This is a genomic window from Gordonia araii NBRC 100433 (assembly GCF_000241265.1).
GTDB classification, from domain to species: Bacteria; Actinomycetota; Actinomycetes; order Mycobacteriales; family Mycobacteriaceae; genus Gordonia; species Gordonia araii.
In genome coordinates, this window is the sequence record NZ_BAEE01000043.1 from 96154 (window position 1) to 108862 (window position 12709).

Consider the following 12709-nt stretch of genomic DNA (forward strand, 5'->3'; position numbering starts at 1 on the left):
ACAACGGACCCATGACCAATCGTGTTGATTTCTGGTTCGATCCGCTGTGCCCGTGGTGCTGGATCACGTCCCGTTGGATTCTGGAAGCCGAGAAGGTACGTCCCATCGATGTGAACTTCCACATCATGAGCCTGGCGGTCCTCAACGAGGGCAAAGACATCCCCGAGGAATACCGCGAGGCCCTCAAGAACGCCTGGCAACCGGTTCGGGTGCTCGCTGCCGCGGCAGCGGACCGCGGAGACGAGGTTCTGGCCCCGCTATACACGGCGATGGGGACCCGGATCCACAACCAGGGGGACCAGGACTTCGGATCGGTGATCGCCGGAGCCCTCGCCGACGTCGGGTTGCCCGCCGAACTCGCGTCGGCCGCCGACTCCACGGAGTTCGACGAGGCCATCCGCACGAGCCATCACGCGGGCATGGACAAGGTCGGCGACGACGTCGGCACCCCGACAATCCACGTCAACGACGTCGCCTTCTTCGGACCGGTGCTGTCGCGGATCCCGCGCGGCGAGGATGCCGGCACCCTCTGGGACGGTGTTGTCGCCGTCGCGTCGAATCCGCATTTCTTCGAACTCAAGCGAACGCGGACCGAGGACCCCGCCTTCGACTGAGCCCGGCGTCGGCTAGGGCCGGGTTTGCGAGACCATCCCGTTGGGAAGGTAGCCGTCGGGAACCGCGGCCGGATGTAGCGGCTGCGGGGCGATCGGGACGGCGTTTCCGCTCCCCGCGCCGCGCACGACCGCCGACGGCCGCAACCACATGGCGCCGGACTTGGTCCGGTCGCGAAGCGCGGCCGCCCGCCAGGTCAGAACGGGATGGCTTGCCAGCGCGTTCACCAGATGGACGAACGGGCCGCGTTCCTGCGTCGCCCGGTCGGCGAACTGGTCGAAGTCGACCGCGCGGAGCATGTACTTGCCGATGGCGAGCACGCCCATCGCCCCCGGGGCACCCGACGGCTGGGTGTAGTAGCCGTAGTTGTCGGCGGTGAACTCCTGCGCGCGCGACAACGCACTGCCGAGGATGGGGATGGGCATGCCGAACGCCGTGCTCAGCTGCCGCCAGTACGACGTGTGGCCGGCCGCGATGTGTCCGACCTCGTGGCCGATGATGAAACGCAGCGCCTCCGGGTCGCGGGCCTGGCCGCCGATTTCGAACAGGTCGCTGTTGATGATCACGAACCGGCGGAACCCGTGGCCGGACGCGCCCGCGTTGATGACTCCGTTCCCGTTGACCACGTAGGCGTCGGGAATGTACTCGAGGCCGAACCGAGCGGCCGCGTCGGCGACCATCGCGTACGCCTCGCCGAACTGCGTCGGCGTGATCTGGACGCCGTTGACCCGTGGGCGCGCATAAGTCATGCCGCGGCCGATGGCGAGTAGCGCGGGCAGCAGCAGCAGCGAGAGGAAGGTCGCGCTCAAGTTGCTCAACATGACGTTGACGATCACGGCCAGATAGGCGACCAGGGTGAACACGATGACCACCACCAGCATGGGAATCTCCCACGGGTGGCGCTGCGGAACGTTCGCGTAGCGCGCGGGCGGCAGCCAATGCGCGTCGGCGGGCAGTTCTTTGGGCTCGGGCGCCGGTCCCGCGGGGATCCCGGGGACCGACGGAATCGGGGACGAGAGGCCAGGGGTCGTTTCTGGATTCACCACGACACCAAACTATAGTGGCGCCATGCGTGTCTACTTGGGTGCTGACCATGCCGGATTCGAATTGAAGAACCGCATCGCCGACCATCTGCGGTCCGCGGGCCACGAAGTCGTCGACTGTGGCGCCCACGAGTACGACGCGCTCGACGACTATCCGGCGTTCTGCATCGCCGCCGCCGCGCGGACGGTCGCCGATCCGGGCAGCCTTGGAATCGTGCTCGGCGGTAGCGGCAACGGCGAGCAGATCGCCGCGAACAAGGTTCCCGGCGCACGGTGCGCCCTGGCTTGGAGCGTCGAGACCGCCGAACTCGCGCGCCAGCACAACAATGCTCAGCTGATCGGCATCGGCGGCCGGATGCACACCGAAGCCGAGGCCCTGGCCATCGTCGACGCCTTCCTCGCGACCCCGTGGTCGGAGGAAGAGCGCCATCAGCGCCGCATCGACATCCTCGCCGAGTACGAGCGCACCGGCGTCGCGCCCGCCGTGCCCGGTGCCTGAGGGACACACCCTCCATCGGCTCGCCCGGCGCCAGCGGCGCCTCTTCGGCGGGCAGCGGGTGGCGCTGAGCAGCCCGCAAGGACGCTTCGCCGACGAGGCGGCGCTACTCGACGGGTGGGTGTTCCACCGCGCACAGGCCTGGGGCAAACACCTGGTTCAGGAGTATCGGCCGCCGGAGTCGACGCCGCGGTCGGGTCCGCGCCGACTGGTCCACGTGCACCTCGGGATCTACGGGGCCTTCCACGAACTGCCCGTCCCGCCCGGACCGCCGGTCGGTCAGGTGCGGTTGCGGATAGTGGGTGAGACCGCCGCCGTCGACCTGCGCGGACCGAACGCCTGTGAGATCTACACGCCGGAAGACCTCGACGATCTGATCGCCCGGCTCGGTCCGGACCCGCTGCGGCCCGACGCGGATCCGCTGCGGGCGCGCGCGGCCATCCAGCGCTCGAAGCGTCCGATCGGGGCCCTGCTCATGGACCAGAAGGTGATCGCCGGCGTCGGCAACGTGTATCGCGCCGAGGTGCTCTTCCGCGTGGGTATCAACCCGCATCGACCGGGGGTCTCGATCTCCGACGACGAGTTCGATGACCTGTGGTCTGATCTGCTCCTGCTGATGCCGGTCGGCGTCCGGCGGGGTCAGATGCACGTCATTCGCCCGGAGGACGATCATGGCGCGCCGTCCTACCGGCCCGACCGTCCGCGCACCTACGTGTACCGGCGAGCCGGCGAGCCGTGCCGTGTGTGCGGCACGCCGATCGCCCACGAGGTCATGGAAGGCCGGAATCTGTTCTGGTGCCCGCGATGCCAGCCTGGATGAGCGGGCGTCAGGCCTTGGGCGGCTTGCCCCAGCAGTACCGCTCACCGTCGGCGATCGCGCAGGCGAAGGCGATACCCGTGGCCACCGCGGTCACCTTCGAGAGGCCGGGCACCTTCGTCGGTACGTAGTACTCCCCGGGCGGAAGCCCGAGGCGCCCACTGTGCGTCACATCGTCGCCCCAGCAGTAGGCCGAACCATCGGCAGCGGCGCAGAAGTAGCCCATGTTGCCTGCGATGGATGTCGGATTGGCCAGTCCGTCGACTCGCGTCGGGCTGAACGGACCGGCGGCTGACCTTCCATTGCCGACGAGCCCGTTGACGCCGTTGCCCCAGCAGTAGACGCTGTCCGCGGTGGTGGCGCACCACGTCGATCCCATATCCGCGTACGCGAGGCCGGTGACCTTCGTCGGGCCGGCGATCTGCACATACGACTCGAAGTCCGCCTTGTTGTCGATAACTGCGCCGGTGGCCGTCAGGCCGTGGCAGTAGACCGATCCCGACCTCGATTCGACGACACACGTCGCACGGGAGGCGGTCACGATCGTGCTGGCATTGGGGAAGCCCTTGATGTCGGTGGCTCGTCGTGACGGAGGCTTCTTCTCTCCGTACGGGTGGATGAGGTCGCTGGTCGCGCCCCAGCACTGCACGTCGCCGTTGCCGAGCGCGGCACACGCCCGGTATGGCGCGGCGCTGACGCTCACGGCATCCAGAATCGGTCCCTGCTTGTCGTTCTTGTCTTTCTCGTCCCGGACGTCGAGCGGCCCGGTGCCCCAGCAGGACACCTGTTTCTTCGGGCCGGCGATGGCACACGAATAGTCACCGGTGACGGAGATCGCCGTCGCGACGTAGTCGTCCTTCTGCCCGGCGACCATCGACGTGCCGTTCGGCGGCTTGTCGCCGCCGTTGCCGAGTTGGAAGCGTGAATTGTCCGTGCCCCAGCAGTACACCTTTCCGGCGGCGATTCCGCAGACGGTCGTACCTTTGGTCTGCAGCCCGAAGTCGGCAGCCGTAGCGATATGGGTCCACGACCCCTGAGCCAGGCCCGGTGGGTTGGGCACATGCCACTCGGGCTGTTGGATCGGGTGTTGTGAGCGGTGCCAGAGCACCGCGGAAGCCGTGGCCGCGACCGCGAGCACCGCTACCGCCGCGAGGATGAGGAGCTTTCGGCGTGCGTTCGGTTTGCCCGGCAGGCCGGTGGAGTCTGCGACATCACCGGTGGGGACGAGCGTCTCGCGCGACTGGTCGGCCAGTGCGCCTGCGAGGGCGGCGGCGAATTCGCCACAGGTCGAGTAGCGCTCAGCGGCGTCTTTGGCCATCGCCCGTCGCAGGACCGGGTCGGCCGCGGCGAGATCCGGGCGGTGGCGGGTGATCGACGGCGGCGCCTCCGAGGCGTGTGCCGCCATGAGTTCGCCGGTCGTGCCGCTGTAGGGAGTGTGGCCGGTCAGCGCTTGATACGCGCTCACCGCCAGCGAGTACTGGTCGGATGCCGGGGAGGCCTGCTCGCCCCGAATGATCTCCGGTGCCATGTACGGCGGCGAGCCCAACGGGGCGAACGGTTGCGTCAGGTGCGTTGCGTCGGTGACGTTCTTGGCGATGCCGAAGTCGACGACGACCACCCGCTCGATCCGCCCGTCGTCACCGCGCGTGAGGATGATGTTGGCGGGCTTGACGTCGCGATGCACGACGTTGCGCGCGTGGGCGTAGTCCAGCGCCGACGCGACACGGGCGATCGACTCGGCGATCTCTCCGACCGGTAGCTGTCCCGCGACCTTCGCGAGGTCGTCGCCGTCGAGGTACTCCATGGTGTACCAGGGCATGTCACCGTCGACCCCGTACTCGTGGATGGTGACGATGCCGGGGTGGTGGAGGTTGGCTGCGGCCTTGGCCTCGCGGCGGAAGCGTTCGCCGGCGTCCTCGATCCCCGGTGCCGGTGTGATTGTCTTGAGCGCCTCGTCGCGATCCAGCCGGGGGTGAGCTACTCGGTATACGGTCCCCATCCCGCCGGAGCCCAGGACATCGGTGATCCGGTATCCGGCGAAGACGTCGCCCGGCGCTAACGCCATCCTGTCCTCCGATACGTCATCGCGCCGGCGTTGGCGCACGTGAAAACAATACGAGGTGGGTGATTGCCGGACGCAATAAGCCGGATCCCCCGCAGGGGACCCGGCTTATGTTTGCGTTCGGCGTTGGCGTTCAGTCGCGCGGAGTGCGCCAGTTGCCGCCGCCGACGGTGCCGCGGACGACGATCGGCGTGCCGCGAGGAATGGTGTCAAAGACCCACTTCGCGTTGCCCATGTTGATGTTGATGCAGCCGTGGCTCACGTTGGAGCGGCCCTGCTGGGCCACCGACCACGGTGCGCCGTGGATGAAGATCCCGTTCCAGTCCATGCGCGTCGCGTACTCGACGAAGGTGCGGTAGCCCTCGGGGGACTTCACCGGCACACCGTAGGTGGACGAGTCCATCCACATCGAGCGCCGGCGCTCCTTGGTGTAGTACGTGCCGTTGGGCGTCGGGTGCTTGTTGGAGCCCATCGAGATGGGCATCGAGCGGTTCCACACGCCGTGTCGCCACCAGTGGATGGTGTGCGTCGAATCGTCGGCCAGCGCGACCCAGCCGGTACGGCTGGCCACAGCGGGCATCGCCGGCACGCGAGGTCCGGCCTGGGGCTTCGGCTTGGGCTTCGGCTTCGGCGGGGCCGGCACTCCGGGGATCTCGATCGGGGGGAGGCCCGGGATGATCGTGACGGGTGCGGCGGCCGCGGAGGCCGGCAGCGCCAGCCCAACGGCGAGCGCGCCGGCGACGGCGGCGATAACGCCCTTCGCAGCGCTGCGCCGAGCATGCTTGGTAGTGCTAAGCATTCTCTTGAAGTCCTTACATTTCATTGACGTCGGGCTTGGTCGTGCCGCGGGAACCACACCTTGCGGTTGGTCCCAGCTCAGGTTTTTCATCGTTAATCGTTGCACAAACGTTTCATTACAGCCACTTCCCAAGCGGTATGCACCAGCGGTGAGCAGCGTCGACATCAGTGGAAAGTAAGGCTGTCCTGCGGATTCGCGGCATGTGAACTTTCCCACTGTGTGCGTGCAGTTCAGTGAAGTGCCCCGATTTCGAGGACGGGGCGCCACGATGTACAGTCGTTCATCGCACGCGGCGATTCTGGTGATCCCAGGACGCTGCATGCACGCGGGTGTAGCTCAATGGTAGAGCCCTAGTCTTCCAAACTAGCTACGCGGGTTCGATTCCCGTCACCCGCTCTGCGACGATAGATTGGCCGGGACCTGCGGTGACACGCCGCGCGGGCGCAACCGGTGCCGGCCGTCCGGTTCGGCGGACCACGGGATGTGGCGCAGCTTGGTAGCGCATCCGCTTTGGGAGCGGAGGGTCGCAGGTTCAAATCCTGTCATCCCGACAGCACGGACAACCATCCACAAGCCATAAGGAGAACGCGCGTGAAGACCAGCGTGGAGCAGCTCAGCCCGACCCGGGTCAAGCTGAACGTCGAGATCCCCTTCGAGGAACTCTCGTCCGAGTTCGACCGGGCCTACGCGACGCTTGCCCAGCAGGTCCGCATCCCCGGGTTCCGCCCCGGCAAGGCCCCGGCGAAGCTGATCGAGGCCCGTGTCGGCCGCGACGCCGTCCTCGCCCAGGTCGTCAACGACGCGCTGCCGGCCAAGTACGCCGAGGCGATCGAGGAGGCCGACGTCAAGGCGATCACCCAGCCCGACATCGAGCTCGGGGAACTCGTCGACGGCCAGCCGGTAACCTTCACCGCCGAGGTCGACGTGCGGCCCGAGATCACGCTGCCGGACTACTCCACATTGTCGGTCACCGTCGACGCGCTCAAGGAGGACGACGAGGCCGTCGCCGAGCAGCTCGAAGGTTTGCGGGAGCGTTTCGGGACGCTCAAGGCCGTCGAGCGCGGCGCCCAGACCGGCGATCACGTCACCATCGACCTCGAGGCCTCCGTCGACGGCAAGCCGGTGCCCGACGCGACGACCGAAGGCCTCACGCACGAGGTCGGCTCCGGCCAGCTGATCGACGGACTCGACGAAGCGGTCGTGGGGCTGAAAGCCGGCGAAGAGGCCGAGTTCACGACCAAGCTGGTCGCCGGTGAGTTCGCCGACTCCGATGCCGACGTGACCGTCAAGGTCGGCGCCGTCAAGGAGCGCGAGCTGCCCGAACTCGACGACGAGTTCGCCCAGATGGCCAGTGAGTTCGACACCGTCGACGAGCTGCGCGCGTCGGTACGCGAGCGCGTCGAGCAGTCGCAGAAGATCGAGCAGGCCAATTCGATCCGCGACAAGGTGCTCGACGAACTGCTCACGAAGGTCGAGTTCCCGCTGCCGGAGAAGGTCATCTCCGAAGAGGTCGACGCGCAGCTGGAACAGGTGCTGCACAGCATCGGCCACGACGAGGCGATGCTCGAGCGTTTGCTGGAGGCCCAGGGCACCACGCGCGAGGAGTTCGAGAGCAACGCCCGAGAGCAGGCCGAGCGTTCGGTGCGCACTCAGCTGCTGCTCGATGCGATCGCCGACCAGCGGAACACCGAGATCAGCCAGGAGGAGCTGACGCAGCAGATCATCTTCTCCGCGCAGCGCTACGGCATGGCCCCGCAGGAGTTCGTCAACCAGCTGCAGCAGGCCAACCAGATCGGCGCCGTGTACGCCGACGCCCGGCGCGGCAAGGCGCTGGCGTCGATCGTCAACGACGTCACCGTGACCGACGACAAGGGCGCCACCGTCGATACCGCCGAGTTCTTCGGCGAGGCGCAGCAGGCCGGCGCCGACGAGGAGTAGCCGCCACCGCACGACCACACGAACCGGGCCGAGGACATCCTCGGCCCGGTTCGTCGGCATTGGGCCCGGTGGTGGTGAACGGACGCCGTCGGCCGGGTCGTTGGTCGGCCGTTGGTCGGCCGTTTAGCTGTAAGCGAATCCCCGTGTCAATGGGAAGGGTTGGGCCCGGCCATTGGTTAGGGTCGAGGCAAGCACTTCAACGATTCACCGCTGGGGACGTCCAGCGAAATCAGATTTCGAAGGTAGGAACCGTGAGCACTTCGTCGATCCACACGCCCGCCATGTCGTCAGGCTTGTCCGGCTTGACCTTGAACGACTCGGTGTACGAGCGGCTGTTGCGGGAGCGCATCATCTTCCTCGGCACCCAGGTCGACGACGAGATCGCCAACCGCCTGTGCGCGCAGATCCTCCTGCTCACCGCGGAGGCGCCCGATAAGGACATCCAGTTCTACATCAACTCGCCGGGCGGATCGGTCACCGCGGGCATGGCGATCTTCGACACCATGCAGCTCTCGCCCTGCGACATCGCGACCTACGCGATGGGCATGGCCGCGTCGATGGGGCAGTTCCTGCTGACCGCGGGAACCAAGGGCAAGCGCCACGCCCTCCCGCATGCGCGGATCATGATGCACCAGCCGTCGGCGGGGATCGGCGGTACCGCGGCCGACATCGCGATCCAGGCCGAGCAGTTCTCGGCCACCAAGAAGGAGATGAACCTCCTCAACTCCGAGCACACCGGTCAGCCGCTGGAGAAGATCGAGGCCGACTCCGACCGCGACAAGTGGTTCCGTGCCGAGGAGGCCAAGGAGTACGGCCTCGTCGACCACGTCGTCACGTCGCTCTAAGACTCCGACCGGCCCCGTTCCTTATCCCGACTTTCGAAAAGAGCATCCATGAGCATCCACGGGAACCTCCCCGCCGAGAGTGCCGGCACGGCCGCGCAGGCCTACCGGGACTTGCAGGCCCGCTACATCCTGCCGAGCTTCATCGAGCAGACGCCGACCGGGCACCGTCAGTACGACCCGTACGCCAAGTTGTTCGAAGAGCGCATCGTGTTCGTCGGCACCCCGATCGACCAGACGGTCGCCAACGACGTCATGGCGCAGCTTCTGGTCCTGGAAAGCCAGGATCCAGACCGCGACATCACCATGTACATCAATTCGCCCGGAGGCAGCGTGCCGGACATGCTCGCCATCTACGACACGATGCAGTACGTGCACTGCGACATCATGACCGTCTGCCTCGGTGAGGCGGCGTCGGCAGCGGCGATCCTGCTGGCCGGCGGAACGCCCGGCAAGCGCGCCGCGCTGCCCAACGCGACGATCCTGATCCACCAGCCGCGCACCGGAGGCGCCTACCAGGGCCAGGTGTCCGACCTGGAGATCCAGGCAGCCGAGATCGAGCGGATCCGCAAGCGCCTCGACGAGATCCTGGCCGGCCACACCGGCCAGACGCCGGAGAAGATCCGCGTCGACACCGACCGCGACAACATCCTCACCGCCGAGCAGGCGAAGGAGTACGGGATCATCGACGAGGTGTTCGGATACCGGAAGAAGTCGATGAAGAAGTAGCGGCACAAGTCGCGACATTCGCCCCAAGTAGCTCGAAGTTGCCACGGGACGCGGGTACCGTCTCCAGTACCGGCGGTGGCAAAACCCAACGTGGCACCCGCAGGTGCGGGAGACGCCGCACCGGTCAGCAGGAAGTAGGTAAGTATCCATGGCGCGAATCGGAGACGGTGGCGACCTGCTGAAATGCTCGTTCTGCGGGAAGAGTCAGAAGCAGGTCAAGAAGCTCATCGCCGGACCAGGCGTGTACATCTGCGATGAGTGCATCGACCTGTGCAACGAGATCATCGAGGAAGAGCTCGCCGAGAACAGCGACGTCAAACTCGACGAGCTGCCCAAGCCCGTAGAGATCCGCGACTTCCTGGACAACTACGTCATCGGCCAGGACAACGCCAAGCGCACGCTGGCCGTCGCGGTCTACAACCACTACAAGCGGATCCAGGCCGGCGAGAAGAAGGACGTCAAGACGGGCGAAACCGTCGAGCTCGCGAAGTCGAACATTCTGATGCTCGGCCCGACCGGCTGCGGCAAGACCTACTTGGCTCAGACGCTGGCGAAGATGCTGAACGTCCCGTTCGCGATCGCCGACGCCACCGCGCTGACCGAGGCCGGGTACGTCGGCGAGGATGTGGAGAACATCCTGTTGAAGCTGATTCAGGCCGCCGACTATGACGTGAAGCGCGCCGAGACCGGCATCATCTACATCGACGAGGTCGACAAGATCGCCCGCAAGAGCGAGAACCCGTCGATCACTCGCGACGTGTCCGGCGAGGGAGTGCAGCAGGCGCTGCTGAAGATCCTCGAAGGAACACAGGCTTCGGTGCCGCCGCAGGGCGGCCGCAAGCACCCGCATCAGGAGTTCATCCAGATCGACACGACGAACGTGCTGTTCATCGTGGCGGGCGCCTTCGCCGGCTTGGAGAAGATCGTGTCCGACCGCGTCGGCAAGCGCGGCATCGGCTTCGGCAACGAGGTCGCCACCAAAGACGAGGTCGACACGACCGATCACTTCGCCGAGGTGATGCCGGAGGACCTGATCAAGTTCGGGCTGATCCCGGAGTTCATCGGTCGCCTGCCCATCGTCGCCTCGGTGACGAACCTCGACAAGCAGTCGCTGGTCAACATTCTGGCCGAGCCCAAGAACGCGCTGGTCAAGCAGTACACCAAGCTGTTCGAGATGGACAACGTAGAGCTGGAGTTCGGCGACGACGCCCTTGAGGCCATCGCCGATCAGGCGATCCATCGCGGTACGGGCGCGCGAGGTCTGCGCGCGATCATGGAAGAGGTTCTGCTTCCGGTGATGTACGACATCCCCAGTCGCGACGATGTCGAGAAGGTCGTCGTTACCGGGGAAACCGTTCGCGACAACGTGTTGCCGACGGTCGTGCCGCGCAAGAACCGTCGCTCCGAGCCGCGCGACAAGAGCGCATAGTCCCACCAGTCAAGCGTCATTTCGCCGAGCCCGCATCGATCGATGCGGGCTCGACGAAATTGTGAGGGATCAGCGGGCTGGGGCCCGGTTCGGGCCGCCGGGCAGCGGCTGCAGGCACCAGGTCTGCGTTGGCTCGCCGAGCTGGCCGTTCTTCACCTTGCGCCACTGGTACATGCGGTTGCCGGGCGCGCAGCTGTGGTTGGTGCGGGAGCTGCTCAGCATCTTGTACTCCGCTTCGGGTGAACCGCAATCGATCTTGTAGGGCACCGGCCGCTGATCGATGTTGGTTTTGTCGTGAGGCGCACGGAACGCGATGCAGTCTCCCGGTCCGGGTGCCGCCTCTTCCAGAGCGCGTATCGCGAAGCATCCCCCGCCGATCAGTGCGAGCCCGAGGAGCGCAGCGACCAGCAACAACCAGCGCCTGCTTTTCTTCTTCCGCGGCGGCTGACCCGGCGGAATCGGCGCGCCGGGACTGGCCTGAGGACCAGCGGGGTGCGGTTGATCGGGTGGGGGAGGGATCGTCATGGTCTCACCTCGGTCGGACGGTTGTGACGGCTGCATCGTACAAACCGCACCCCTGCGCGCCACCTGCTTGGTCATCCTTAGAATTGACACCGTGACTACCCCCGACGCGACTAGCTCGCTGCCCGCTGCCTGGAATCCTGCCGATCACGAGCAGGAGCTGTACCAAGGCTGGGTAGACGCGGGGTACTTCACCGCGGACGCGTCGAGCGACAAGCCGCCGTTCTCCATCGTGATCCCGCCGCCCAACGTTAACGGGTCTCTGCACATGGGACACGCCTACGAGCACGTCCTGATGGATGCCCTGAGCCGCCGCCGCCGGATGCAGGGCTACGAGGTGCTGTGGCTGCCGGGCATGGACCACGCCGCGATCGCGATGCAGACGATGGTCGAGCGCAAGATCGCCGAAGAAGGCAAGACCCGCGACGACCTCGGGCGCGAAGCATTCATCGAGCGCGTATGGCAGGAGAAGAAGAACATCTCCGGCACCATCGGCGACCAGATGCGCCGGCTCGGCGACAGCGTCGACTGGTCGCGCGAGCGGTTCACCATGGACGAGGGTCTCTCCCGTGCGGTCCACACGATCTTCAAGCAGCTCTTCGACGACGGCCTGATCTACCAGGCGGAGCGGCTGGTGAACTGGTCGCCCACGTTGCAGACCGCGGTCAGCGACATCGAGGTCAAGTACTCCGACGTCGACGGCGAGCTCGTCTCCTTCCGCTATGGCTCGATGAACGACGACGAGCCGCACATCGTCGTCGCCACCACACGGTTGGAGACGATGCTCGGCGACACGGCGATCGCCGTGCATCCCGACGATGAGCGGTACGCGCATCTGGTCGGCACCGAACTCGAGCACCCCTTCCTCGACCGCGCCATCCCGGTCATCGCCGACGACTACGTCGACCCCGAATTCGGCTCCGGCGCGGTGAAGATCACCCCGGCGCACGATCCCAACGACTTCGCCATCGGACAGCGCCACGACCTGCCGATGCCGACGATCCTCGACGAGCAGGCCCGGGTTGTCGACACCGGCACCCAGTTCGACGGCATGGATCGCTTCGAGGCGCGCAAGGCCGTCTGCGAGGCGCTGCGCGAGCAGGGGCGCATCGTCAAGGAGGTCCGCCCGTACCAGCACAGCGTCGGTCACTCCGAGCGCACCGGCGAGCCGATCGAGCCGCGCCTGTCCATGCAGTGGTGGGTGGCGGTCGAGTCGCTGGCCAAGCGTGCGGGCGACGCGGTGCGGGGCGGCGAGACTGCGATTCACCCGCGGTCGATGGAGCCGCGCTGGTTCGCCTGGGTCGACGACATGCACGACTGGTGTATTTCGCGCCAGCTGTGGTGGGGACACCGGATCCCGATCTGGTACGGCCCCGACGGCGAGGTGGTCTGCCCGGCACCGGGGGAGGAGCCGCCTGCC

At 66.6% G+C, this 12709-nt stretch carries 12 protein-coding genes and 2 tRNA genes; 10 read left to right on the forward strand and 4 right to left on the reverse strand.

Going from position 1 to position 12709, the window contains the following annotated elements:
- Positions 1–11 precede the first annotated feature (11 nt).
- Entirely contained in the window at positions 12–614 is a 603-nt protein-coding gene (locus GOARA_RS07270) for a DsbA family oxidoreductase (RefSeq protein WP_007321690.1), read from the forward strand.
- A gap of 12 nt (positions 615–626) precedes the next feature.
- On the opposite strand, the gene GOARA_RS07275 is transcribed toward GOARA_RS07270, so the two are convergent.
- A complete protein-coding gene (locus tag GOARA_RS07275; protein ID WP_007321691.1) occupies positions 627–1658 on the reverse strand; it encodes a M48 family metallopeptidase in 1032 nt (343 codons plus the stop codon).
- Between the two features lie 22 nt (positions 1659–1680).
- On the opposite strand from GOARA_RS07275, the gene GOARA_RS07280 reads away from it, so the two are divergent.
- Both GOARA_RS07280 and GOARA_RS07285 read left to right on the forward strand, forming a co-directional pair.
- Complete coding sequence (locus GOARA_RS07280) at positions 1681–2154, forward strand: ribose-5-phosphate isomerase (protein ID WP_007321692.1); 474 nt, start codon at positions 1681–1683, stop codon at positions 2152–2154.
- Positions 2147–2971, forward strand: coding sequence for an Fpg/Nei family DNA glycosylase (locus tag GOARA_RS07285; RefSeq protein ID WP_007321693.1), 825 nt, complete (start codon positions 2147–2149; stop codon positions 2969–2971). The genes GOARA_RS07280 and GOARA_RS07285 overlap by 8 nt, the downstream gene beginning before the upstream one ends.
- A gap of 7 nt (positions 2972–2978) precedes the next feature.
- Here the strand turns inward: GOARA_RS07285 and GOARA_RS07290 are convergent, their stop codons facing one another.
- Positions 2979–5033: a protein kinase domain-containing protein gene (locus tag GOARA_RS07290; RefSeq protein ID WP_007321694.1), complete on the reverse strand. Its 2055-nt coding sequence runs from the start codon at positions 5031–5033 to the stop codon at positions 2979–2981.
- Between the two features lie 130 nt (positions 5034–5163).
- Complete coding sequence (locus GOARA_RS07295; RefSeq protein ID WP_007321695.1) at positions 5164–5829, reverse strand: L,D-transpeptidase; 666 nt, start codon at positions 5827–5829, stop codon at positions 5164–5166.
- Positions 5830–6154: 325 nt separating this feature from the next.
- Between GOARA_RS07295 and GOARA_RS07300 the strand changes: the two genes are divergently transcribed.
- From GOARA_RS07300 to clpX, 6 genes are all read left to right on the forward strand, one after another.
- Positions 6155–6225, forward strand: a tRNA-Gly gene (locus GOARA_RS07300).
- Between the two features lie 81 nt (positions 6226–6306).
- Positions 6307–6380 (forward strand) — tRNA-Pro (locus GOARA_RS07305).
- A 40-nt stretch (positions 6381–6420) separates the two neighbouring features.
- Positions 6421–7767: a trigger factor gene (tig, locus tag GOARA_RS07310; RefSeq protein WP_007321696.1), complete on the forward strand. Its 1347-nt coding sequence runs from the start codon at positions 6421–6423 to the stop codon at positions 7765–7767.
- Between the two features lie 251 nt (positions 7768–8018).
- Positions 8019–8612: an ATP-dependent Clp protease proteolytic subunit gene (locus GOARA_RS07315; RefSeq protein ID WP_083834810.1), complete on the forward strand. Its 594-nt coding sequence runs from the start codon at positions 8019–8021 to the stop codon at positions 8610–8612.
- 48 nt (positions 8613–8660) lie between these two features.
- Positions 8661–9338, forward strand: a complete 678-nt coding sequence (locus tag GOARA_RS07320) for an ATP-dependent Clp protease proteolytic subunit (RefSeq protein ID WP_007321698.1) — start codon at positions 8661–8663, stop codon at positions 9336–9338.
- Positions 9339–9486: 148 nt separating this feature from the next.
- Positions 9487–10767, forward strand: coding sequence for an ATP-dependent Clp protease ATP-binding subunit ClpX (gene clpX / locus GOARA_RS07325; RefSeq protein ID WP_007321699.1), 1281 nt, complete (start codon positions 9487–9489; stop codon positions 10765–10767).
- 69 nt (positions 10768–10836) lie between these two features.
- On the opposite strand, the gene GOARA_RS07330 is transcribed toward clpX, so the two are convergent.
- Complete coding sequence (locus GOARA_RS07330; protein WP_138947587.1) at positions 10837–11292, reverse strand: LppU/SCO3897 family protein; 456 nt, start codon at positions 11290–11292, stop codon at positions 10837–10839.
- A gap of 91 nt (positions 11293–11383) precedes the next feature.
- Between GOARA_RS07330 and GOARA_RS07335 the strand changes: the two genes are divergently transcribed.
- Positions 11384–12709: class I tRNA ligase family protein (locus GOARA_RS07335; protein WP_007321701.1), on the forward strand; the 1326-nt coding region annotated here is incomplete at its 3' end.